This is a genomic window from Parapedobacter defluvii, assembly GCF_014642075.1.
Lineage (GTDB): Bacteria > Bacteroidota > Bacteroidia > Sphingobacteriales > Sphingobacteriaceae > Parapedobacter > Parapedobacter defluvii.
The window spans coordinates 1-25,689 of the sequence record NZ_BMIK01000008.1 but is presented as its reverse complement, the minus strand read 5'-3'; the positions used below and the strand labels follow the sequence as shown (position 1 = coordinate 25,689).

Sequence of the window (25,689 nt, the reverse complement as noted above, 5' to 3'; positions counted from 1 at the left end):
GGCACGCCAAAAGTAACCTTTTGGGACGAAATGCGCAAACGTTTGCTAAACGGCTGTCTCACCTACAGCCACCGGCCGGTTTTCCTTCACCGACTGCTGTGCAGCCACGGCAATCAACGCGGCTTTTAACCCGTCTTCGCCGCCTACCGGCAATTCACACTCGCCGCGTACTGCTTTAATAAAAGCTTGCATCTCGGTGAGGTACGAAGTGGTGTACCGATCCATGAAAAAATGCAGGGGTAGCGACGACTGCGCGCCACTGCCGTGATAATACACGTGGTTGTCGGGTTTGTTGTTATCAACCAACGCCATTCCCTTGGAGCCGAAGACCTCCAGGCGCTGGTCATATCCGTATACCGCCCGCCGGCTGTTGTCGATCACGGCCATGGAACCGTCTTCAAAGGTGAGCGTCACTACCGCAGTGTCGATATCGCCCGCTTCCGCCACGGCTCCACCTGTGAGCGTTGCGGCCGCGGCGTATACCTGCACCACCTCTTTACCCATGATATACCGTGCCATGTCGAAATCATGGATGGCCATGTCCATAAACAATCCTCCCGAGCTCCGAAGGTATGTCAGCGACGGCGGCTCCGGATCACGGCTTGTGATTTTTACGAGATGGGTGTCTCCGATTTTACCTTCGGTAACCAGCGAGCGCAACTTCATAAAGTTCGCATCAAACCGCCTGTTGAAACCGAGCATCAGCTTGATACCGTGCTGCTGTACAACCGAAAGTGTCTGCCGGATACGCACCAGCGAGAGATCAAGCGGTTTTTCGCAGAACACATGCTTGCCCGCACGGGCACACGTTTCGACGTAGTCCGCGTGGGTATCCGTTGGCGAGCAAATGATGACCGCTTCCACCTCGGGATGGCTGATCAATTGCTCAGCCGTTCCAACCTGCACATGTGGCGGCAATGCTTCGTGGCGTACATCCGCGGCCATCACCACCTCGGCTTCCGGTATTTGCTGGGTGATGTTGTTATAGTGTATCGCACCTATTCTTCCAAGGCCAATGATTCCGATTTTAAGTTGCATACGTTTTATATTCCCAATTGTTGCAGATAAACCCTGTTGTTGCGGGCACATTCCTTCGGTGCGCCCATACCCGGAAGCACATCCTGCTCCACAACGATCCAACCTTGGTAGCCGATATTTTCCAGCACATCCAGTATGTTGGCGAAATCCACGCTGCCTTTTCCCAGCTCGCAAAACACACCCTGGCGCACCGATTCGAAGTAATCCCAGTTTTTCACGCGCGACTGTTCACCCACATGCGGATCGTAGTCCTTGAAATGGACGTGCCAGATCCGGTCCCGGTATTTCGTGATACCCTCCAAAGGGTCTCCGCCACCGAATGCATAATGCCCGGTATCAAAGCACAACCCCAACAGTTCCGCGTCGGTGAGGGACAGTAAGTTTTCTAATTCGTCCGGTGTCTCCACATAACCCGCACAATGATGGTGAAACACCGTACGCATCCCATACCTGTCGTGCACCGCACGGGCAATGCGCATGGCGCCGTTTGCGAAGGTTTCCCAGCGCCGGTCATCGAGTCCCATATCCGGCGTGACACGCCCGGCGTGGTTCGTCCGCTCGGCCACGGTGCCGTTGTCATCGGCCAAAACGATAAACGCATCCCGGTAACCGGCAGCGGCCAGTAGTCCGGCTACACGCAGTGCATCAGCGACCCCCTGCTCATGAGCAGTACCGTCAGCCAGCGCTACCGGCACGAATGCGCCGATCATGTCCAGGCCGTACCGGCTGACAACTGCCCGCAAAGCCAGGGGATCCGTGGGCATGAAGCCCCAATCGCCCAGCTCGGTGCCTACGTAACCCGTTTCCCGGATCTCCTGCAACACCTGAAGGTGGTCAGGAGCCTTGGCATCGAGGTCAAATTCCAGTGCCCCCCAGGAGCACGGTGCATTGGCAATCTTGATGGTGTCCATTTTGCCTAAAATTTTCGCGACCATTCTTTCGGCCACCGTTCAACGACAACTTTCGTTTGTGTAAAAAATTCTAGGGCATGCCGCCCCTGCCCATGCAGGTCGCCGAAGAAACTGTCGTTCCACCCGCTGAAGGGGAACTGCGCCATCGGCGCTGCCACACCGATATTAATACCGATATTGCCTGCATTGGCTTCACTGCGGAATTTCCGCGCGCTGGCGCCGCTGCTGGTAAACAGGCAGGCCATATTGCCGTAAGCATTGCGGTTGATAAACGTTACCGCATCCTCGATCGTCGACAGGTTGATCAGGCTCATGACCGGGCCGAATATTTCGGTCCGGATCAGCTCCCCATCCAGCGGCACGTCAGTGAGAACGGTAGGTTTGATAAAGTTACCCGTTTCAAACCCCTCTATGGCAGCGCCTCGCCCGTCCAGCAGCACCTTGGCTCCCTCATGCGTTCCCTGTTCGATCAGCTGCTCAATCCGTGCCTTGCTCCCCGGGGATATCACCGGCCCCATCTCTACCCCATCGGCCCAGCCATAGCCGGTCTTCCGGCTCTTCGCCGCCTCATACAGCGCATCCTTGACCTGTCCTTGCCGGTCACCCACCAGCAAGATGTTTGACGCAGCCAGGCAACGCTGCCCCGCACACCCATACACACTGTCCACAACGATGCGTGAGGTCGTTTCCAAATCCGCATCGGGCAATACAACGACCGGATTCTTGGCTCCGCCCTGTGCCTGTACACGTTTACCATGCTGTGCTGCCTTGGCATAGATATACCGGGCCACCCGCGTCGAGCCGACAAAGCTGATCGCCTTGATCTGGGGGTGCTCCAAGAGCGCATCCACCGTTTCCTTACCCCCATGCACGAGGTTAACGACACCGGCAGGCAAACCGATGCGGTCAATCAGGCCCATCACTTTCTGCATGGTCAACGGCACTTTTTCCGAAGGTTTGATGAGGAATGTGTTGCCGCAGGCGATCGCATAAGGCAGAAACCAAAAGGGAATCATCCCCGGAAAATTGAACGGGGCAATGCAGGCACAAATACCGACGGGTTGCCGGATGACGAACTCGTCAATACCACGGGTGATGTTTTCCGAAAATTCGCTTTGCATCAGCACCGGCGTGGCACAGGCCGTCTCCACGTTTTCGATGGCACGTTGCAATTCGCCGATCGATTCGGCTCGTGTCTTGCCGCATTCGTTGGTAACGATCTCCGCCAACTCTTCCAGGTGTTCTTCCAACAATGCCTTGAGACGGTATAACGGCTGCACGCGCTGCATCACGGGCACCTCCGCCCATGCCGCGGACACTTTCGACGCCGCAGCGACGGCCTCGTCGACATCGCGGGCCGTGGCTCCGCCATAGGGTACACGTGCCATGCATTGCTGCGTTGCTGGGTTGATCACGTCAATGGCCTGCCACTCGTTACTGGCACGCCACTCGCCGTCGATATAATTCTGTAGTAATTCCATGAACTTAGCTTTTAAACATTTCCCAATAAGATATAAATGGCCACCGTAATCACCACCAGTAGGATGGCGAAGGGCCGTGTATAGCTCCACGCTTCCATCGAAACCGTTTCAGCTACCGGATTTTCCAAGGCGATAATGTCTCTTGGATACCACCACGAAACCGCAAACATGACCGCCATGTTCAGCAGAAACTCGATCCCCCAAACATGCACGAAATGGATATCAACCTCAATCACGAACGTGCAGAGCACGTAAAATATCAGTCCGGTGATCAAGGCGACTTTTGCTCCCTGGGCGGAGATGCGCCTAAAGAAAAATCCGCCCAACATAATGGAGGCAATGGGAATAAAGAAAATCCCGTTTAACTCCTGCAGCAACTGATAAAGCCCGTCGGGTGCATTGGCGACAAAAGGAGCGGCGATGATGGACGTGATCGCCAACACCGTAGCCACCAGCCGACCCATGCGCACCAGGGTGCGCTCGCTGGCATTTTTATTAATCAACCGCTTGTACACATCGATACTGAATATGGTCGATGCGCTGTTCAGCACGGCGTTAAACGTGCTTAGCACCGCACCGACAATGACCGCCGCAAACAAACCCAGCAGCGGCACGGGCAGGACGCGCTTCACCAACGCCGGATATACCAGGTCCTGCTGGTCGTAGTAACTATCCTGGAAATAGTAGAATCCGATAACCCCGGGCAACACGATGATAAAGGGCACCAATATTTTCAATAGCCCGGTATAGAGCAACCCCTTCTGTGCTTCCTTGAGGTTCTTGGCGCCCAGCACACGCTGGACGATGGTCTGGTTCATACACCAGAAATACAGTTGATTGATCACCAGTCCGGTAAACAACGTGCTGAACGGCAGCACGGAGTCTTCATCCCCGATAACGTTAAACTTTTCCGGGCTGTTTTCAAACACCCGCCCCAAGCCCGTCAGGGGGTTGCCGTCGCCGATGTAAATGAGTGCCAACACCGGAATGAGCATGCCCCCGATCAGCAGCCCATACCCGTAAATAACATCCGATACCGCAACTGCTTTTAACCCACCGATAATGGCGTAGGCAGCGCCCAGGCACCCGACCACCACGACGGTGATCCAAAGTCCTCTTTCCGTACTGACACCCAGCATGGTGGAAAGGTCAAAAATGCTTTCGAGGTTGATGGCCCCTGTGTAGAGGACAATGGGCAGCAAGGTCACCGCAAACGAGACCATCAAAAAAAGTGCAATCAGGGAGCGGGTTCCTTTGTCAAACCGCCGCTCCAGGTATTCCGGTATCGTTGTCAATCCCATCCGCAGGTATTTCGGCACGAAGTAGACAGCTGCGACGATCAGGGCCAGGGCCGAAGTCACCTCCCATGCGATGATGATAAACCCGTTTTTATACGCCGAGCCGTTCATGCCGACCAGGTGTTCGGTCGAAATATTCGTCATGATCAACGAGGCAGCAATGACCGGTCCCGTCAGGCTGCGCCCGCCCAGGAAATAACCGTCTTGCGTATGAAGGTTGACTTTCCGCATGCGCCACCATGCATAGCAACCCACAAACAGTGTAAAGACAACAAAACTCAGTATGGCCCACATAGGCAAAAGGAATTTATATTTATAAGGATGATATGTGATGACGTTGCTTGGTTTTTTGCCGCTGGGTTTGCTCATATGCCTCCCGCACCGCAGGCGTTTCCGATATCGCAGCGATGGGTACCTCCCACCACGCGTGACCGTATCCAGCCATTTTGCGTTCGGGCACCGACTCGACGTAGATCACCGTCGTCTTGCTGCGGGTCCTGGCCTGTTGCAGGGCAGCCGACAACGATGCCGCATTGTGTGTGCGGATGACGTCGGCACCCAGGCTTTCCGCATTCCGTGCGAGATCCACGGGCAGCACATCCCCGTCGAGCAGTCCTGAACCCTTATCCCGTGCCCGGTACTGCGTACCGAAGCCCTCGGTTCCCAACGACTTGGAAAGCCCGCCGATGCTGGCGAACCCATGGTTATTGATCAGGATGATCGTCAGCTTCACATCCTCCTGTATGGACGTCACGATCTCAGACGACATCATCAAATAACTTCCATCACCTACCATGACATATACCTCGCGACCCGGATCGGCCATCTTGACGCCCAGACCGCCAGCAATCTCATACCCCATGCACGAATAGCCGTACTCTAGGTGGAAACCTTTCGGATTGCGCGTACGCCATAGCTTGTGCAGGTCGCCGGGCATGCTGCCCGCAGCACAAACCACCACATCCTGCGGTGTGGAAAAGGTGTTGACCATCCCGATGACCTCTGCCTGGGAAAGCCGCCCTTCGTCTTCCGGCGTGTAGGCTGCCGTCACCCTGTCGTCCCAACTCCGGCCGTAGGCCGCTACCCGATCCCGGTAGTCTGACGCTACACGGTATCCGGCCAGGCGGTCGGCCAAGGCTTCCAACGTAGCCCGGGCATCGCCGGTGAGCGCCAATGCTGACTGCTTATGGGCATCAAATTCGGCGACATTGATATTGATAAATGCAACATCGGGGTGTTGGAACGCTGTCTTGGATGCGGTGGTAAAGTCGCTGTACCGCGTACCGATCCCGATCACCACATCGGCCTCCGCACTTAGGGCATTGGCACCTTCGGTACCGGTGGCACCCATCGCGCCCAGGTGGTGCGGATCGTCGTAAGCCAGCGATCCTTTTCCGGCAAATGTCTCGGCCACCGGTATGCCCGTGGCATGGACAAAGGCACGCAATGCATCCGATGCCTCGCTATAGATCACACCGCCACCGGCGACGATAAGCGGCCGTTTGGCAGCGCGGATCTGAGTGGCAGCACGGTCCAACAGCGCAGCATCAGGCAATGCCCTCGGGATGAACCATACCCGCCGGTGAAAGAGTTCCTCGGGATAGTCAAACGCCTCGGACTGCACGTCCTGTGGCAGGCAGAGCGTAACAGCACCCGTCTCCGCCGGGGACGTCAACACCCGCAGCGCCTGAGGTAGGGAAGCCATCAGCTGTTCCGGCCGATTGATCCGGTCCCAAAAACGGGAAACCGGCCTGAAGCAGTCGTTGACCGTTACATCGGGCGCCAGTTGGTATTCCAGCTGTTGGAGTACCGGATCGACATGACGACCGGCAAAGACATCCCCCGGCAACAGCAGTACCGGCACCCGGTTGATGGTGGCCGCAGCCGCCCCGGTCAGCATGTTCGTTGCCCCCGGCCCGATGGACGAGGTGCAGGCCAGCGTAGAAAGACGGTTTTTCATCCGGCTATAAGCCGCAGCAGTATGCACCATGGCCTGCTCATTGCGGGCCTGGTAGTACCGCAGGGCCGGGTATTCGAACAAGGCCTGACCGATTCCGCCTACGTTGCCGTGACCGAAAATCCCGAAACATCCCGCGATGAACTTATGGGTTACGCCGTCGCGCTCGACGTATTGCTGGTCGAGGAAACGGATGATCGCCTGAGCGGTGGTTAATTTGGTGGTTTTCATGGTTAGTCGTTTGGTTAACAATCGTCAGAATCCGCCGTGCTGTTCAATGAACGCCAGCGACTCATCCAATGTCGGCATAAAATTGGCACAACCGGGCTGCAACACCACCTGGGCGCCGCTGGCATTGCCCATGCGACAGGACTTATACAGGTCCCATCCATTCAGGTAGCCGTAGATGAATCCCGACGCAAATGCATCCCCCGCGCCAAGGATATTCAGCGGCACCACGGGAAAGCCAGGCACTTCTTCGTGGTTACCGGCATCGTCATATACGCTGACCCCTTTGGATCCGCGTTTGACGACCAGCACTTTTACTCCCAATGCCAGCACCCGCGCAATGGCCTGGTCGATGTCTCCGCGCACCGTCGGTGCCGAGATCTGCTGGTGCTCGATCGTCACCTGCGAAGCGTCTTCCAGCATTGCTGCCAGCAGTTCCTCTTCCGTGCCGATGGCCATATCGATGCGCGGCAGCAATGCACGGACCATAATGCCGAACGAGCGGATGTCCGACCATTGGTCGGCCCGGAAATCGATGTCCAATACCGTCGTCGTACCCTGCAGCTTAGCCCGCTCAACGGCGTGAAAAACGGCGCTGCGGCTGGGCTCCACGTTCAGCGCGGTACCCGACACTTCCAGCAGCCGGATTTGTCCAAGGTCAATGGCATTAACATGGTCCATGGTAATCTGCGAATCTGCCGCATTGTTGCGGTAAAACACCAAAGGGAAGGTGTCAGGCGGCTGGATGCCCAACAGCACCGCACTGCTCCGCGCACCGGGGATACGCGGGATGAAGGCCGTCTCTACCCGTTCATCCTGCAGGAACTTGAGAATGAAATCGCCCACCTTATCATCGCCCACGCCGGTCAGCAAGGCGGCACGCAACCCCAATCGGCTGCAACCGGTAGCGATGTTCAATGGTGAACCTCCCACAAATGCGTCGAAGGCCTTGATATCCACAAAATCAGCCCCGATATTCTGTGAATAGAGGTCGATTGACGATCGACCCACCGTTAGGACGTCGTATGTTCTGTTGTTACTCATTGTCCATTCATGTTAGCACTGACCATCGGGATGCGCGGATCCGTTCCTTTCCAGGTACCGAAAATCCATTCATGGTCCGGATCGGGCGTATTGGCCAGCGACTGGTCGGAGCCGGTCAGGAAATTCAGGTAATATACGTCATAGCCATGTCCGGCCACCACCGGGTGATACCCCTTGGGCACCAGCACCACGTCGTTGTTACGTGCGATCGCTACCTCATCCAGCGTACCGTCGCTGGTGTACACGCGTTGCATGGCGTAGCCCTGCGGCTTCGCAATCTTATAGAAGTACGTTTCTTCCAACCGGGCCTCCAGCAGGTTGCCCTGCGCATCGACCCGACGTTCATCGTGCTTGTGTGCCGGAAACGAACTCCAATTACCCGAAGGGGTGTAGACTTCGACGGCGACCAACCGGTGGCAGGGGAAACCCGGCCCAAGCAGATCGTTGATCTGCCGGGTGGCGTTGTCACCGCCACGGATTTCGATCTGTACCTCCTCGGGGCGTTTAAATACCGGGGCAAAATCGCGGTCGGTTTCACACCAACCGTAGGCCAGATCCAGGGTGCCGCTTTCGGCTACCAATTCAAAACGGGTATGCCGCGGCAGGTACAGCGAGTGAGCAATACCCGAAAAGACGTCCTTACGCCCGTTGACCGTCTGCCAGCTTCCCTTATCAGTCACTACCCGGTAATTGCCTCCCAATAGAATGATTCCGTATTCGTTTTCTCTGGTATTCCCTTTCCATATTTCACTCCGATGCATCTTGCGTGCGGCGAAATTGAGGAACTCCCACTCCCCGCCTTCCCGCGTGATGTATTGATAGCACTGGGCGGCCTCATCCGGCTTGACCAGCAACGCGCATTTTTCATCTCGATTCATACCACTGTTAATTATCTCTATATTTCAACGACCGGCAGCCTGTAGGAAAGTCCGTGCTCTCCCCGCCGATCCCAATTTCTCAAATTTGTCAACGCAAAGCCTTTCCACCGCCTCTATATATACCTTACCCGGTACAATGGGATCAAACTGCTCCGGCTGCTGCACAAAGAATTCCCGGTGCACACGGGTCCACAGAACGCGCAGGTCTGTTGCTACATTGACCTTACAGATTCCCAACCCGATGGCACGCTTGATCTCGTCGTCTGATACCCCCCGGGAACCCTGCGCCAACCTCCCGCCCGCCCGGTTGATACGTGCCAGTTCATCTGCATTGATAGACGACCCTCCGTGCAGGACCAGGGGAAACCCCGGAAGCCGCTGCTGGATGGCCGCGAGAATATCAAACCGTATGCCCTGATCACCGGAAAACTTGTATGCCCCGTGGCTCGTACCCACGGCTACGGCAAGGCTGTCGCACTGCGTTTGCTCCACGAAATAAGCGGCATCCTCGGGCCGGGTATACCGGGATGAGGCCACATCGACCATCAGGTCGTCTTCCACTCCGCTCAATATGCCCAGCTCGGCCTCGACAAAAACGTTCTTTTCATGTGCCGCTTCCGTAACCGCCCGTGTGCGGTGGATATTTTCCGTAATCGGATCGTGCGAAGCGTCGATCATGACCGACGTATACCCTCCGGCTTGCAGGGCAGCGGCTATATGGGTTTCGTTGCCATGGTCAAGGTGCAATGCATAGACCACATCGGGGTAGGCTTCCGCTGCCGCAGCAACCATCCCCAATAAAACCTCGGGGCCGGCATAATCACGGGCTACAGGTGTCGTCTGTATAATTACCGGCGATGCACTACGGTTGGCACCACGGAAAACACCCGATACCTGTTCCAATGTAAAGACATTGATTGCCGGGATGGCATATTTGCCGTAGCAGTCGTCGAACAGAATATCGGGTGTTACGATCACGTGATTTTGTTTTAATTGGTAATGCAATAAAACGATAATTTATATAAACCTCCAAAGCGGGAGTACGCAAAGGTTTGCGTCAATCCGCTGTTCATTGATATCCCTCGTTTTGCGTAAATGCATCCGAAGCATCCATGGTAGCCTGCGGGATGGGATAGATGCGCCGAAACGGCTCGGATACCGGCTTGGCGGTATATGCTTCTTCGAATTTGCCGAATCGGATCATCTGTTTACGCCTATTGAGCTCCCAATATAATTCGTAGCCGATTTCGTTGTAAAGCGTTTTCTCATCCAACGCGTCGAGTGCCCTACCAGGCGTGTTGTCAAAGAGTGCTTCCCGCGTTCTACTTGTCCGTAGCACATTGATATCGGCCAGCGCTTCAACGGTCATCCCTTTTCGAAAATATGCTTCTGCACGCATGCAATAGATTCCACCCAGTCGGTAAAGCGGAACATCCACTCCGGAGGTACCATTTCCGTTTTCCGGATCGAACTCCCACTTAAACACCCGTGCCCCCCGATTAATTTGCGCCTGAGTAAATACCGATTGGGCTGGATTATCAAAATTCAATTCCGGCGTAAAATCCATGAGCAGGGTCGTGTTCTTTTCGCAGTAAAGTTTGTTCACCTTAATGCGCCCATCTGCGGTCATTTCAAACGTACCGCTTGGTAACAAAGTTGGCCCGTATTGCTGTCCAGCCATAATCCCGCGGTTGAAATGAAACCAAGGTAAACCGCCGCTGTTTGGTACGATGCTCGTTGCCGGTACGCTGACATCCGTTCCATCGTTCATAAACCAGGTCCCATCGTCGTATTGATAATGCCGATGAAAACGCGGATCGTCGAAGTTCCCTTCCCACGAATAGTAAAATTCCGGGGTAATGCAGGATGCATTCGTCCCGCGGTTGGCAGGGGAAGGTTTTTGGTTTCGTTCCATTGGCATATAGGCCAAATCACTGTCACTTCCCCGCAATGTATTGTTGTCCTGTGAAGCCACGAAAATCATTTCCGGGCGCCCAGCATTGTCGATGTCAAAATTCCTAAAATAATTACTTTCAAGCTGGAATTGGCCGGAGCCGATCAACTCCGACGTATAGTGGATTACTTTATCCATATCCGTCCCATTACCATCCACTGCCTGTTCGCTGAAATTGAAACTATTGGCATAGCGGTCTTTGAATACGGCGCGGTTAAGATACATGTCTGCCAATAAGCCATATGCTGCCTGCTTAGTAAAACGGCCGGGGTGGGTCGACTGTTCGCCCACATTGGCTAGGTCAGGAATAAGCGCTTCTACCTGTTGGATCAACGCGTCGATCGCTTCAGCCGCCTGCAACACCTCAAACGGTGCGTCCTCAACCAACGGATCGCGATAAGGGGCCTGGCCGAAAAGATCTAAGGTATGAAAGGTATAAAATGCCAACAATCCCTTCGACTCAGCCAAAAATAGTGCCTTCTCAGGAAAGTCCTGGCTATTCATGGTACTGATCGCCGTCAGCGATTGGGTGATACCATGTGTCAGGTTATTCCATGTGGTTGCAATCACCCCCTCATCCGGGCCCCATGTAAACTCGTGAAAAACACGCCATCGGCCGCCGTCCCCCCAATCACTTCCCCGCGTGGGCAACAATGCCTCATCGGTAGCATATTCTTGCAGGGCAAAAACATTGCCGTGATCAACAAATGTTGCGTTACTGAGTCTGTTATAGGCTGCAGCCAACGCATTCTCAGGCTTAGCGCTGTCGGAGCCCAATACCTCATCAATCACTTTTTCTTCCAGGTTTGTGCAACCAGCTATGGCAACGGTCAGCAATGTGCAAACCAACTTCTTCGATTTAACTAATGTCCTTGTCATGTCTTTATGGATTAGAATTTAATCGTTGCACCCAACATAAAAGTCTTCGCAGGCGGATAGGTTGTATAATCTACACCCAGCGACTGGTTTCCACCTACGGTCTTCGCTGTGTTTACCATCGGGTCGTATCCGGAATACCCCGTAATCGTGAGCAGATTTTGCGCACTGACATAGAGATTCACAGACTGCAACCAACCGAGGCTTCTCGGTGCCAGTGTATACCCCAAACGGACGTTGTTTAACCGTATAAAATCAGATTTTTCCAGATACAGCGAAGACAACTGTACGGCATTGGTTGTACTAGCACCGGCATCGTAGTACCGGGCTAATACATTCCGATCAGATGCCAAACTGTTAATGTTTAAGTTTAATGCGGTGTTGTTTACTAAATATCCCCCTGTCTGCCCGATGATGGAGAACGAGAAATCCAGCTGCTTATAACGCATCTGGCTGTTCAGGCCAAAGTTGAAATTAGGGATTGCCCCTTCGAAAATTTGCCGATCATCCGCATTGATAGCTCCATCACCACTCACATCTTCAAAAATATCTTTGCCCTCGCTATCGTATCCAAGGTGCTTCAGCATAAAGAAAGAACCCGCCTCGTAACCACTTTTATAGATATTGGCATAAACGGAGGACAGCCCCGGACCGGAAATGCTCCCGGAATAGAGTTCGGAAACCGGTAAATCTTCGATTGTATTGGTTAGCGTCGAACCGTTCACATCGATCGACCAGTTAAACGCCTGTGTACTGAAAAGTTGTGATCCAAGCATCAGTTCTACGCCCTTGTTCACCAGGCGCGCATCCACATTTTTCCATACAGTGGTCGTCGGGCTCAACGGTTCGGATGGAATGTTCAATATCGGATCCTTGGTGATTTTATGATAGTACTCCAGTGCACCATACAGCTTGCTGTTCCAAAAATCGAAATCCAGCCCCACGTTTAATTGCTCCACTACTTCCCATTTCAGTCTGGGGTTAGCTGTCCGGTTTACATTGGTACCATTGACCAACGCGAGGTCTCCATACAGGTAATAACCGGACGAAGGAGACAACGAATAACTCGCCTGCGTAATCTTATTGGGTACTTCCTGGTTACCGGTCTGACCCCAGCTAGCCCGGAGTTTCAATTCCCGGATACCGCTGACATCACTCAAAAACCGCTCACGCGATAGCACCCACCCGAGGGCAAAGGAGGGGAAATACCCGTATTTGTTGTCCTCCCCAAAACGTGTGGATCCATCGGCACGGAGGGATGCCGTAACCAGGTATCGGTTGTCAAAGTTGTAATTTGCACGGCCGAAAAACGATTGCAGCTCATTTTCCTGGGCGAATCCACCGGGATTGGTGGGAATCCCCGAATAACCCGGGTTGTATTCGGGGGCCACTCCCTCACCCTGATTGGCAATATTCTCCATACCGAATGATGTGCCCGAAAATTTGAACTGCTGATAGGAAAACCCGCCGAGGAGCTCCACTTGATGCTGATCGGCAGTCAGGTTGTAAGTCAGGTAATGATCCAGCAACGTGGTCAGCGACGATCGGTTATTCTGTACATAAGCACCCAGAGGGGTCCGGTCGGTCACATTCGGGTAGATCGTCGAATTCCGCTCGGAGGTCGATTTATCGATACCGAAGTTAAACCGATAGTCCAAGCCCGGCAAGATGCGCAAGGTAGCTTCGACGTTGCCCAATACGCGGAAGGTATTGGTTTTATCGTCAAACACCTGCAGGAGATAGGCCGGGTTATAGTGTGCATTCATATTGAAATTGGTATATTCACCGTTTTCATCGCGAACATTCCGTGTCGGGTTAGCCATCAGCGCATGGATAATAAGCTGGCCGTCCGAACCGGCTGTATTGCCATTCGGTACGCCTGTTTCCCCGATGTCACTTGCGGTCAGGTTCATTTTCACTTTCAAGCGCTGGTTGTCAAAAAACGATTCCTCGGCATTCAAACGGGCGGTTGTCCGCTTGAAACTACTGGATTCCACGATTCCGTCCTGATTCATATAGGAGAGGGAGGCCATATAATTGCCAGAAGCAGTTGATTTCGCAAAAGAAATGTTGTGATTTTGGGTCAACGCATTCCGATAGATCACATCCTGCCAATCCGTGTTTCCTCCATGATCGTAAGCCGGGTCGGGCAATGCTGTACGGTAGTCCGCGGCTGACAGCACGTCTAACTTCCGGATTACCGAAGACGAACCGATATACATATCATAGGTGAGCGTCGGCTCGCCACTCCGCCCTCCCTTGGTTGTAATCAAAATCACACCGTTTGACCCACGGGCACCATAAATAGCAGCCGCGGAAGCGTCCTTTAACACCGTTACGGTTTCAATATCACTGGTGTTCAAGAAATTCAATGGATTTTTCGCTTCCGAGCTACCCAATCCGAAGTTTGCCCCATCGGCACTCACATTCTCATTGCTCAGGGGTACGCCGTCTACCACAAAGAGTGGTGTACTGCCACTGCGAATTGACCCGACACCGCGAATGAATACGTCGATTCCTGCACCGGGCTCGCCGCTCGATTGCGCAATGCGCACACCCGACACCTTACCTTGCAGTAGGTTATCCACCGATACACTCACTCCCTGCCTCAGGCTTTCCCCTTTCAGCTGGGTCAACGCACCGGTTACGTCAGATTTGGTTTGGCTGCCATAGCCCACCACGACGATTTCATCCAATGCATTGCTACTTTCTGTCAACGTAATGCGGAGATACGGGTCGGTAACTTCAACCTCCTGCTGGATATAACCGACATACGAAACTGTTAATTTATCGCCTTGATTGGCCTCCAGCATAAACTCCCCACGCTCATCGGTTGTTGTTGCACGACCGGTTGACAACGACCGTACGGTGGCACCTATTACAGGCGTTCCATCCGGTCGGACTACAGCGCCCTTAATCGGTTGCTGTTCGAGATGCATCCGATCGGCAGGTGGGTGAAAAGGCACATCACCCAACGAAATGCCATGCGGAAAAAGCCATAGTACCACAATGGCTAAGCGTATTTGTAATTTCATAACAGGTATTATCTAGTAATCAATTGGTTAACAAATTGTATATGGGTCACAACCGGAAGATGATCGGATGGATAGCGCTGATCTTTTGCATCGGTCAGTACAGCGTACTTGCATACCTTAAAATGCTTACTTACGAATACGTAGTCGATACGGTGTTTCATCGGAGCGGTAAACCGGAACGAGTTTGTGGTGCCTACCGGACCATAGGGTGGCAATTCCGATACGGTATAAGCATCGCTCAGAATGGCTGACATTCCTTTAATCTGTTCAGTTTCCGGAGTCGAATTAAAATCGCCTGTACATATCGCCGGCTCTTCTCCAGCTATTTCCTTGATTTTTGCGACCATCAGCTTTCCGGACTCCTTACGTGCAATCACCCCCTGATGATCAAAGTGAACGTTGAAAACATAAAATTCACGCCGGTTGATGTTATCCAAAAATTTAACCCATGAACATATCCGGTTGCAACAGGTAGCATCCCATCCCAATCCCGGTGTTTCGGGCGTTTCGCTCAGCCAGAAGTTGCCGGAATCAACAACGACGAACCGATCTTTCTTATAAATGATTGCCGAATGTTCTCCGGCCTGCTTGCCATCGTCTCGGCCGGCACCGAAATAAGTATATTCGGGTATTTCCAATATATCTTTCAATTGATGGATAAACCCCTCCTGCGTTCCTATGATATCGAAATCATGGTACTGAATCAAGGCTTTGACATTCTCTTTGCGGTATGGCCATGCATTCAAGCTATCACGGGGGGTATCCATCCGGAGGTTATAACTTGCTACCCTGATCTCAGCGCTCGCTGTTTGCTGGGAAAATGCAGCCGTACTGAAAAAAAAGAAAAAAACTAAAAGGAAGTACGTTTTCATGATGTCTTCTGTCTTAAAATGATGATGGCAGTTGCCAAACATACCACCATCATCATCAATTTCTGTTACCAGTCCGGGTTCTGACCCAAGTTTTTATTCACATCCAGAGCCGCTTGGGGGATTGGATAAAGGTACTTTTTGTCCAACCATTCGCGTACGCCGGGATTCCAACGTACTTCCCCGGAGGTTCCATTAGACAGTTGTATCCTTCCTACAGCGGTAGAGGGCGACACATCCACAAACGCCACCGTAGAATTGGATGGAGCCGGTCGCGTACCCTGATAGAAGCAGACATCCATCACACCATCGCCATTCAGGTCCTGTTCACCTAGATTTGCAACATAAATACCGTTCAACGGAGCTTCCTGAAATAGCTCACCCATATGCCACCGCTTCAAATCATCGGGGCGAAGCCCTTCGAATACCAATTCGACAGCCCGCTCGCGCATGACTTCCAGCAACACGGGATTGGTGAATTTACCTAGGTAATAATCCACCAAATACGGATCGGCGGCGGTAGGTATCGTTGTCAATGTAGATCCCGTGATACCTGCGCGTTGACGCAAGGCTCCGACGGTAGCCGTCCACTCCGCGTTGGTCATCGTTCCCAATTCCGCTAGTGCCTCCGCCTTGTTCAACAACACCTCGCCCCACCGCATGATGATGTGCGCGTTGTCGTTCCGGCTCTCATCGTCATAGGGAAATCGTTCGTCGTAACACCACTTGATCGGCTGGTAACCGGTAAATGTCTGATTGAAATTCGGAGGTGCAATAACCGGAACCGCATTTTCCGTCCGATGGTAGTCACCCAAACGGATGGTCTGTTGCAAACGCAGATCGCGGTCTTTCACTTCATCGACAAAAGGCATCGTCCGATAGCCTGGATCACTGGTAAAGGGTGTACCGTCTAATTTCAGGTAAGTGTTCACGAAATTGCGGGTCAGACTGGGCCGATTTCCATAGGTCGGGCTGATAAAACGACGGTTGGCCGAACTGAACACTTGCAAGCTGGCATCCAGTGCCACCGCCAGAATGGTCTCATCGGCATAAGGGGCTTTTGTGATAAACAGATCACGGTAAGAGCGCTCAGGGATGGTTGCCTGATGCAGGGTGAAACCGGTAATTGCATTTGCTGCATCCACCACGTGCTGGAACCAGGCATTCGCCGTTGATTGCATATCATAGCGGGTATGATATTTCCGGAACGATGCTTCATATAAACATATCCGCGTTTTATAAGCCCGTGCCACGTTCTGGGTAATCCGTGTACAGCTAGGATCGCTTGTCAGGGCAATGTTCGCGATGGCGTAGTCCAGATCGGCCAACACCTTATCCATAACCTCAAAACGGCTTGTCCTCGTTCCGTATAAGGCTTCTTCATCGTCCACTTCGATAGTTTTATCAATCCAGGGTACATCGCCAAAGCGTTTTACCATATTGAAATAAAAAAGCGCGCGGAAGAACCTTGCCATGCCGATATAATGATTTTTTTCAGCCACTGTACTTTTCTCGGCATTTTCAATAAAATAATTGATGTTCCGGAGATCGTCCCAGTCGCTTACTGCCCATCCCGAACTTGTAATCGGGCTTAATGCTCCGGGAGACAGCAAGTCGTCTACACCGTTTCGCGCGACCAGATCCGAATTATCATCGCCTTGAAAAACGCCTACATCCGTATTAGGCAGGATGTCGTAAAACGAATTGGCATAAAGCTCCATCCCGCTAGCCGACCCAAATATGGCTTGGTTTGTTCCGGTGTCTACGGGCATCTCGTCCAAATCACAGGCAGCGAAGGGTAAGATGCTAAATACCGCCAATAGAAAATGAAATGTTTTCATGATTGTCTCTTTTCTGAATTAAAAATTAACGGTTAAACCCATCGATATGGTTTTCAGCATCGGATAGTTGTATCCATCGCCGCTCGTCCCACCACTCAAATCCCTATCTGAACCGTAAATGTTCGTCACGTCGGTATCTTTTGTCCATTTATACATGGGCGACCAAGTCCACAGGTTTTCCGCAGAGACATACAATCGCAGGTCATTGGCATGAAATTTCGAAATCAGCCGTTTAGGGAGCGAATATCCGATTTGCAAATTTCGCAGGCGGATATAGGCCGCATTTTGTAGGTAGCGATCATTGGGCACCTGTAGCGCACGTCCCGTACCCTGTGCGATATACCCCACCAAACGCGGCAGGTAGGCATCAAAGTTGCCCAACTCGGGGCGGAACATGTTGTTCTCATGCCAGCGCGGATACTGGTTGTAAGGCCGGTTGTACTGTCCCCAAAATCGTGCTTCGGCCGATGGGTAATAATCCTGTTTCAGCACCCCCTGGAAAAAGGCCGACAGGAAAAAACCGTTCCAATCGCCATTTAAATTAAATCCATACGTATACCGTGGTTCAGAATTCCCGATGATGGTCTTGTCGCCCGAATCATCCGCTTGGTTAGCCCCCTGATAAATTATGTCATCTCCATCTAAATTTCTAAACTTCAAATCTCCAACATACGTTTTCCGCGTATTGGTACTCGGAACATTTGCCTGTGACGGCGAGTTGGCGATTTCCTCTTCCGACCGGAACAGTCCTTCTACCTGATAACCCCATATTTCACCGACCCGCTTGCCTACGTAGTGGTCGGTCAGTAATTTATCGGGATTGTTATACTTGGTGATGATCGCCCGGTAGTCAGACATCGTTACCCGTACATCATACGTAAACGGTTTTTCAGCCATCGCAAATTGATCCCGCCAGGTGAGGGATACTTCCCAGCCTGTCGTTTCCAGATCTGCGTAGTTACCTTTGGGTACAGTCGTACCATAAATTGCCGGCAAGGTAGGGCCAACCGTAAACATATCGCTTGTCCAGCGACGGTATAGATCGCCCACAAACTGAAGGCGGTTATTCAGACTCGAAAACTCCAGCCCCAGATTGCCGGTAGTGGACGTTTCCCAGGTCAGCCCAGCGGGTATGACTCCCGGTTGTCCGGTACGCTGCGGCCGCACACCATTGATAATACGGCCCGACTGTGAAATGGCGAAGTTTTCTGTAAATGAATAGGGATCAATATTTCCGTTACCTAAAGACCCGTAAGATGCGCGGAATTTCACATTGGAGAATGCCGTGGGATTTACGTTCCAAAAGGGTTCTTCTGAAATCCGCCAGCCGATGGATGCCGAAGGGAAAAAGGCCCACTGTTGATCTCCCGGAAACTTCGAAGAGCCGTCATAGCGGCCATTGACCTCCAGGAGGTACCGCTCCTTGAAATTATAGTTTACGCGGAAAAACCCGCCCGCAATCGCCCATTTTTTGTAACCTCCACTGGTCACGATACTCTGCCCCAATGCCAAATTGATGTCATCGGCGTCTTCGTACACGATCCCGTTGCGGCGTGCGGTCAGGCTTTTTTCCAGCGATTGCTCGTAGTTGAAGCCGGCTAGCAGGTTGATGTTGTGCGCATCATTGAATGACTTCACATAATCGGCATACACATTGGTAGCCAGGTAGTCGGTCGTACGCCTGAATTCCTGCAGATCATTGGTATTTGTACCCGTATAACCGATCACACCCTCGTAACGGCTGTAAGGAACCTGCACCCGGTTTTGCTGTGATCCGATATCCATGCTTTGGAAGGTAAAATCACTGCGAAGGGTAAGGCTTTTATCGAAAAATTCTGCCTTTGCCGCCGTCCGGTTTTTCAGGAAGCGCCGCACTTCGTCTGTACCGTTTCTTCCGATATAGTAATCGCCCACGGTGTAAGCCGCCGGGAATGACAACGTCCCATCGGGATTCAATAGCGGAGCCAATGGGTGCCCCTCATCCGCCATGTTACGCCAGATGCCACTGCCTTCGCCTACGTTCAACGGCTGGTGGTATTCCATCCGTGAATATTCGGTATTGTTTTCCAGTTGCAACCAGCGTGTCAGTTGGATGTTGCCCTTGGCCCGCAGGTTATACATCTTATAGGTATCTGTATTGTAGCGGAAAAGTCCATCCTGACCGTTATATCGACCGCTTACATAAAATGCCGTTTTATCATTTCCGCCAGACAGGGCCAGGTTATGATCCTGCGCGAAGAACCGCTCTTTATACAATTCTTTATACCAATCGGTACTGTAATAATATTGGTATTCACCCGTGGATGGGTTTACCTCTACCCGTGGCAACGACGGGTCTTCCCAGCGTCTTTTTATCTCGGCTAAATAAGCAGGTGAAAAAGGCAATGTCTTGTTTATTGCTGTGGGTGTATTGCCGTTATCGTTCCATCGCGACCATGCATCGCTGAATCCTTGGGCCCAAGGGTATGAATCGGTAATATTGTCTGGAACAGTTGTCGGTGATTTGGACGACAAATTGGTGGAATAGGTAATGGAAGTTTTTCCTTCGGCGGCAGATTTGGTGGTAATCAGCACCACACCGAAAGCAGCACGTGCCCCATAGATAGATGCCGACGAGGCATCTTTTAGTATGGAGATGCTCTCGATATCATTCGGATTCAGCATCCGCGGATCACCCTCCACGCCATCGATCAGGATCAACGCATTGCCTCCTTGACCGATTGAGGTTGTTCCCCGGACATTGAAGGCGGGGGATTGGGTAGGCTTGCCATCGAGCATCCGAATATTCAGGTTGGGTACGGCACCTACCAATCCCTGGGAAATATTGGGGATGGGCCGGTTCTCGAAGACTTCGGAGGTTACCTGATCCACAGCACCGGTCAGGTTAACTTTCCGCTGGGTACCGTAACCTACCACGACGACCTCCGCCAATGCACCGCTTTCTTCGGTTAAAACAAAATTGGCGTCAGCAGTCGCGCCTTCACGGACGGTCACCGTCACCTGCTGTGCAGCATATGAAATATAAGAAGCTTCAACAACGTACTCACCCGGTGCCACCGAAAGAGAAAATCGGCCATCGTCATCCGTAGCCACACTTTGTTGCTGGCCCGCTATGCGTATACTTGCACCCGACAGCGGTATCCCCTGAACATCAGTTACGCGTCCTACGATACGTCCCCTCTGCTGTGCCGCTTGGCTGGTTACTGCCGACAGCGAGGGCATGCCCGCAACGATGATAAGATAAAGTAAAGTTATTCTTACATACCATTTACTTAGTAATAAATGATTCATTATACACTAATTTTTTACCTCCAAAGGGTCAAATTCATCCTTTTCCCTATCTTTGAAGGTACAGTGATACCCTATTGTATTACTCACGCAGGGATGCAGTCCAGATCTCCAGTCTATATGCTGCTTCCCGAACTCCTGAACAGGCGCGTCACTATGTCGCGTCTGTTCGTTGTTTATCAAGAGCCTATGATCTTGTATCCTCCTTTTTTGACGTGAAATTAATCGGCATATACTTCTTTCCGCCGCGAGAAATTATATCCAGTCCAGAAACACATGCAATGATACCATGTGTTAAAAAACTTGTGGTTAAACCCAAGTTACGTTTGTTTTAAAGATAGCCGCTGTTAGGCAATTAAGCATCTATCATGCTTTATTCAACTCGATAATTACCCTTTTATAATTTATAATTGTAATCACAAAACTAATCTCTTTTGGGTCAATAAATCAAGTGGTTAGCCACTATTTCAACGCAAAGGTTTGCGCCGAAAGAATTCGACACAATGTTCAACCTGATCGGTATTGATGATATCAATCCCCATTTCATATAGCGTATTCCACGCAGTAACCCCGTCTGGCGTTCCCCAAAACCGTATTTTTTTACTTAATCCATGTACTTTTTTGACGGCTGCGGCAACTTTATCCCGATCCCTTTCCGTCAGCATGCCTTTTCCATCCCAACTTGCATAGCTAGAAAACGGTGCGCTGACGAAAGCAACGCGCTCCAATTGCTCCGCGGTATAGTCGACCCCTAGCCGACCATCAAATGAAATGAAACGGGGAAAATTGTCAAAATCCACCGGATTAGGCATGTCTCCTGAAATAACTACCGAGACAGCATATGGATTTACATTTTCATCAAATACCTCCGGATGCATAGCAATCAGGTCAACCACAGGTTGCAGCGTGATCGCTGCAGGCGTCTTTAGATCAATGAGCAGCACAAATCTGTCGTCAGAAGCTGCCCAGGCCCTCCCCCCATTCGATGCAAACGCATGTACGATAGGAGTGATGTACATCGACTCCAGGGTCCGATTATCCTGCAGCTCATGCAAATCATGGCCTACCAGCACGGCACCTTTGTCTGTAACAAATACATCCGCCTCAATCGAATAAACATGTTGTGCATAGGCTTGGTAGAACGGTTTGCGCTGGTGGTAATCGTTGTGCGCATGAATCAGGATACGCTCTTGCTGAGCGAGCGTCAATAGAGGCACCCAACAATAGAGCAATAAAAAGAAAAAGCGGTGATAGCTCTGCATAATTATTGATTAATGTCTTTTACTGCAATATCAAACACTGTTGCATTCACACCTATGCGTCGCAATATATCGATGCCATTAAACCTTAGTGTTACTTGCATATTATATCTATTTTAAAACACAGATTTTCTATGGTTTCGTAATTCCCGAACCGATGTGTATATAAATTTATAATTGTCTGAAGCAAACTAATCACTTTTCACCCGATAAATCAAGCAATGAAAGCAACGGCTTAACGCAAAGGTTTGCGTAGGGGAACAGCAAATATTTGGTTATCTGCGATTTGTTGACGAACTTAGGAAACCCATGCAGAAACCACGACAGACGACCATTATAGACATCGCACGGGCACTCCGTGTGTCCCCTTCCACCGTATCACGCGCACTTCACAATCATCCCTCAATCAGTGCGGCAACCAAACGCGCCGTACTTGAAATGGCGGAAAAATTCGATTACCAGCCCAATCTGCTGGCATTAAGCCTCCTTAATAAGAAAACGGGTATCATCGGAATTGTCGTTCCAGAAATTACAGGGTATTTTTTTGCAACGGTGATCAGCGGGGTACAGGACATGGTCTCGTCTGCAGGGTATAAATTATTGATCTGTCAATCCAACGAGTCATTTGAAGAAGAAAAAAAGTTATTGCAGGATATGGCTTTGCTCCGTGTGGACGGCGTACTGATCTCCCCGACTTTCCGTACCAAAACATTTGATCATTTTGACCGACTCAAAAACGCTGGAATCCCACTCGTTATCTTCGATCGGGACTGTCCGAATTATAAGGCTGATAAGGTACTGGTAGATAGCTACGACGGCGCATACCAAGCCGTCGAATACCTGATCAAAACCGGCCGTCAGCACATCGCTCATATTGCCGGGCCGATTGCTTTTCCCACATTTAAACAACGGCTTGACGGATACCTCCATGCGCATTATGACAATAATATCCCCATCCGGTCTGAGTTGATCGTTTACAGCGATGGCTTTTCTTCTGATTATGGGGTAGATGCCCTCGAAAAGCTCATGATCTGCAACAAAAAGCTGGATGGTATTTTTGCTGTTAACGATGCGGTGGCCATCGGTGCCATGCGCGTTATCCGTGAAAAAGGATACCGGATACCGGAAGATATCTCTATTGTTGGCTTCGATGACGAATCCTATGCGCAATACTATTTTCCATCCTTGTCTACCGTTTGGCAGCCGGTATATGAATTGGGCATGCTTTCTGCTAAAATTCTGCTCGATCATTTTGCCAATAAAGAGCCACGTGAAAGTTATCGCTATGAAGTGTTGAAGCCCGAATTGGTTGTCCGCGATTCATCCCCACCTTTGTACTGAATCAGGTAGTCATCCGTCTCACCAAGTCTACCGGGCATACCACAGGAGTGCCGATTTCAATCGGCACTCCTGTGGTATGCTGCAAAGCACCCAGTAATGTTTCGGCTACTTTATCAGCCATCTCATTGGGATACTGCTCGATGGAGGTAATTGATGGTGTGATGATGGATGTCCGTGGATCGTTGGAGTAGCCGATGATCCGTAGGTCCTCAGGAATCCGGATGCCTCGTTCACGCGCAAATTCTACAGCTGCAATCGCAGTGGTGTCATTGGCAGCAAATAGGCCATCGGGTACCTCCTCACCGTCAAACAGCCTACGCAAGCTGTTCCATGCATTTTCTGTGGTCAATTCATGCTGATGGACCCATTCTTCGCGTAGGGCTGTACCTTGTTTGGCCAATGCATCCTGAAAGCCACGGGTACGCTCCCGATAGATACTGCTCGACGGAGGTCCGCTGATGTAGGCAATACGCCGACAGCCTGCCGCAATCAAATGGTTACCCGCAAGCAGCCCTCCCCGGTAGTCATCCCCTTTGATGATGTACGCCGGCGTACCTTCCGGAGGTACCCGATCGTAGAACACCAACGGTATTCCCTGTTTCAGGAACCCCTCGAAATGTGTAAAATCTTCCGTATAAAGGGTGAGTGATACCACCAACGCGTCGACACGCGCCGAGTATAGGGAATTGGCTAACTCCTTTTCCAGTTTTACGGAATCATTGGATTGGCAGATCATCAGGTTATATCCGGCGGCTTGCAATTGCCGTTGCAAGGAAGTGATAAAAAATGCATGGAAATACATCGATATCCGCGGAACGATCAACCCGATCGTATTGGAACGCCGGTTACGAAGCGAAGAGGCCATGCTGTTATGCCGGTATCCCATTTCTTTGGCCATTTCCTTTACCCGCTTGCGCGTAGCCTCGCTGATCCGCAGGTTATTATTAAGCGCGCGTGAAACGGTAGCCGGCGATATACCCAATGCCTTGGCAATATCTACGATGCTGTTTTCAGACTTCGGTTTCCTGGGTGTCATGATGTAAAAGCCGCAGATCCAAAACAACGTTATTTTTACCGGAAATGCAAACGTCGGTTATTAGTACTGCCCTGTGCTTAACAGCACGAGTGTACACGCTTCCAATGTTTCGATCCCATGCTGCTGGGCCAACGCCTTCAGTTCCGGATTTTCCGTGCCGGGATTGAAGATGATGCGTTTGGGATTGGTATTTATGATATAATCGTAATATTCGAGCTGCCGTTGCGGGCCGATATAAAGGGTAATGGTATGGATATCATCCTGTATCTCTGCCGGGAGTTGTATAGGCACTCCTGCCACTTCACCGCGTTTAATGCCGATATTCACAATGGGATGCCCGGAAGCTACCAAGCGGTTTGCCGCCATATATGCATACCGGCTGGGGTTGGTGGTGGCCCCAATGATGAGGGTTTTCTTATGTGCCATATTTTTGCAAAGATACGGATATTATTGCGCCCTGAAGAAAGCTGTTGTCTCCGCTACCACCTCATCCCATTTGCCCGGCTCACCGAAACCGTGACCGGCTCCCGCTATTTCCACATGTACGCTCGCAGACCCTTTACTGTTCAGCAACGTAGTCAGACTATTGTATTGTGATTCACTGAGATCAGGTATTGGACCAATGGTATTATCTTCCGGCCTCACACTGATGGTAGGCACGCCGCCGCTATTGTTGGCTACCCAATAGGGGCTGGCCGCCATGTAGGCCAGCTTATTTTCGTTGGTGGCTTCTGCACCCACAATGCGATAGAACAACTCCTTAAGCCGCGGATCAAGCAGATCGACCTCGGATTCGTCGTTGAAGGCAAATGTGGTAACTCCCGCCAAATTCGCAGTAGCCTTGATGCGACCGTCCGCGTTGTCTTCCCCATAGGCATGCAGCATCGCCAACGTAGCCCCGGCACTGTGCCCTACGATGTACCAAGTATCACCGACAGCCCACTCCGTCCGCTTACTCCACGCTAACTCCACCGCGGCAGCTATGTCGTCCAATTGATGGTGGATGTTGATTGGACTGGCTTGGTGCACAGGCGGATCGTCCAATACGCCGGCGAGATCCACCAACCGATAGTTGATATTCACCACGGCAAAGCCTTTCGCCATCAATTTCAGGGCAACAGGCTCCAACTCCGTCTTATCGCCTGCTACGAATCCACCACCGTGGATGAGTACGATTACGCCCGTTTCATCGGTGGAGCGGTTTTCAGGCAGGTACACATCCATTTTATGCCGTTCGTGATTGCCGTAGGTCACATTGGCAATCCGTTCTTCTGTGATACTCCCCAAATACTGGACAACTGCATAAATGTTTAAATTAGCAGTTGAGAATGAAGAAATCAAGAAGAAAGTTTAGT

At 51.5% G+C, this 25,689-nt stretch carries 18 protein-coding genes; 1 reads left to right on the top strand and 17 read right to left on the bottom strand.

What is annotated here, in order from left to right; all coding sequences use genetic code 11:
- Positions 1 to 45 precede the first annotated feature (45 nt).
- From iolG to IEX60_RS12450, 14 genes are all read right to left on the bottom strand, one after another.
- Entirely contained in the window at positions 46 to 1,038 is a 993-nt protein-coding gene (iolG, locus tag IEX60_RS12515; RefSeq protein ID WP_188751142.1) for an inositol 2-dehydrogenase, read from the bottom strand.
- A gap of 5 nt (positions 1,039 to 1,043) precedes the next feature.
- Entirely contained in the window at positions 1,044 to 1,949 is a 906-nt protein-coding gene (locus tag IEX60_RS12510) for a TIM barrel protein (protein WP_188751140.1), read from the bottom strand.
- Positions 1,950 to 1,954: 5 nt separating this feature from the next.
- Positions 1,955 to 3,430, bottom strand: coding sequence for a CoA-acylating methylmalonate-semialdehyde dehydrogenase (locus IEX60_RS12505; RefSeq protein ID WP_188751138.1), 1,476 nt, complete (start codon positions 3,428 to 3,430; stop codon positions 1,955 to 1,957).
- Between the two features lie 11 nt (positions 3,431 to 3,441).
- Positions 3,442 to 5,022: a solute:sodium symporter family transporter gene (locus tag IEX60_RS12500; protein WP_188751137.1), complete on the bottom strand. Its 1,581-nt coding sequence runs from the start codon at positions 5,020 to 5,022 to the stop codon at positions 3,442 to 3,444.
- 19 nt (positions 5,023 to 5,041) lie between these two features.
- Positions 5,042 to 6,916 carry a 3D-(3,5/4)-trihydroxycyclohexane-1,2-dione acylhydrolase (decyclizing) gene (gene iolD / locus IEX60_RS12495; protein ID WP_188751134.1) on the bottom strand — a complete coding sequence of 625 codons (1,875 nt, stop codon included), beginning with the start codon at positions 6,914 to 6,916 and terminating at the stop codon, positions 5,042 to 5,044.
- Positions 6,917 to 6,940: 24 nt separating this feature from the next.
- Positions 6,941 to 7,957, bottom strand: a complete 1,017-nt coding sequence (gene iolC, locus IEX60_RS12490) for a 5-dehydro-2-deoxygluconokinase (protein ID WP_188751132.1) — start codon at positions 7,955 to 7,957, stop codon at positions 6,941 to 6,943.
- Positions 7,954 to 8,835 (bottom strand): 5-deoxy-glucuronate isomerase, encoded by an 882-nt coding sequence (gene iolB, locus IEX60_RS12485; protein WP_188751129.1) that lies wholly within the window; start codon positions 8,833 to 8,835, stop codon positions 7,954 to 7,956. The genes iolC and iolB overlap by 4 nt, the downstream gene beginning before the upstream one ends.
- Before the next feature lie 24 nt (positions 8,836 to 8,859).
- A complete protein-coding gene (locus tag IEX60_RS12480) occupies positions 8,860 to 9,813 on the bottom strand; it encodes a class II fructose-bisphosphate aldolase (RefSeq protein ID WP_188751127.1) in 954 nt (317 codons plus the stop codon).
- Between the two features lie 91 nt (positions 9,814 to 9,904).
- Positions 9,905 to 11,668, bottom strand: coding sequence for a RagB/SusD family nutrient uptake outer membrane protein (locus IEX60_RS12475; RefSeq protein WP_188751124.1), 1,764 nt, complete (start codon positions 11,666 to 11,668; stop codon positions 9,905 to 9,907).
- 11 nt (positions 11,669 to 11,679) lie between these two features.
- The gene (locus tag IEX60_RS12470; protein WP_188751122.1) at positions 11,680 to 14,700 is read right to left on the bottom strand and encodes a SusC/RagA family TonB-linked outer membrane protein; all 3,021 of its coding nucleotides are present in this window, start codon (positions 14,698 to 14,700) and stop codon (positions 11,680 to 11,682) included.
- A gap of 8 nt (positions 14,701 to 14,708) precedes the next feature.
- On the bottom strand, positions 14,709 to 15,572 hold the full coding sequence (locus IEX60_RS12465) for an endonuclease/exonuclease/phosphatase family protein (protein ID WP_188751120.1): 864 nt from the start codon (positions 15,570 to 15,572) through the stop codon (positions 14,709 to 14,711).
- Between the two features lie 65 nt (positions 15,573 to 15,637).
- The gene (locus IEX60_RS12460; RefSeq protein WP_188751118.1) at positions 15,638 to 17,410 is read right to left on the bottom strand and encodes a RagB/SusD family nutrient uptake outer membrane protein; all 1,773 of its coding nucleotides are present in this window, start codon (positions 17,408 to 17,410) and stop codon (positions 15,638 to 15,640) included.
- Between the two features lie 18 nt (positions 17,411 to 17,428).
- Entirely contained in the window at positions 17,429 to 20,701 is a 3,273-nt protein-coding gene (locus IEX60_RS12455; RefSeq protein ID WP_188751116.1) for a SusC/RagA family TonB-linked outer membrane protein, read from the bottom strand.
- Between the two features lie 464 nt (positions 20,702 to 21,165).
- The gene (locus IEX60_RS12450) at positions 21,166 to 21,960 is read right to left on the bottom strand and encodes a PI-PLC domain-containing protein (protein ID WP_188751114.1); all 795 of its coding nucleotides are present in this window, start codon (positions 21,958 to 21,960) and stop codon (positions 21,166 to 21,168) included.
- 306 nt (positions 21,961 to 22,266) lie between these two features.
- Here IEX60_RS12450 and IEX60_RS12445 point away from each other — a divergent pair, with 306 nt between their 5' ends.
- Positions 22,267 to 23,298, top strand: coding sequence for a LacI family DNA-binding transcriptional regulator (locus tag IEX60_RS12445; protein ID WP_188751112.1), 1,032 nt, complete (start codon positions 22,267 to 22,269; stop codon positions 23,296 to 23,298).
- A gap of 1 nt (position 23,299) precedes the next feature.
- On the opposite strand, the gene IEX60_RS12440 is transcribed toward IEX60_RS12445, so the two are convergent.
- The 3 genes from IEX60_RS12440 to IEX60_RS12430 are packed head-to-tail and all read right to left on the bottom strand — an operon-like array spanning position 23,300 to position 25,621.
- The gene (locus tag IEX60_RS12440) at positions 23,300 to 24,334 is read right to left on the bottom strand and encodes a LacI family DNA-binding transcriptional regulator (RefSeq protein WP_188751110.1); all 1,035 of its coding nucleotides are present in this window, start codon (positions 24,332 to 24,334) and stop codon (positions 23,300 to 23,302) included.
- Positions 24,335 to 24,394: 60 nt separating this feature from the next.
- On the bottom strand, positions 24,395 to 24,760 hold the full coding sequence (locus IEX60_RS12435; protein WP_188751108.1) for a CoA-binding protein: 366 nt from the start codon (positions 24,758 to 24,760) through the stop codon (positions 24,395 to 24,397).
- A 21-nt stretch (positions 24,761 to 24,781) separates the two neighbouring features.
- On the bottom strand, positions 24,782 to 25,621 hold the full coding sequence (locus tag IEX60_RS12430) for an alpha/beta hydrolase (protein ID WP_188751105.1): 840 nt from the start codon (positions 25,619 to 25,621) through the stop codon (positions 24,782 to 24,784).
- Between the last annotated feature and the right edge of the window lie 68 nt (positions 25,622 to 25,689).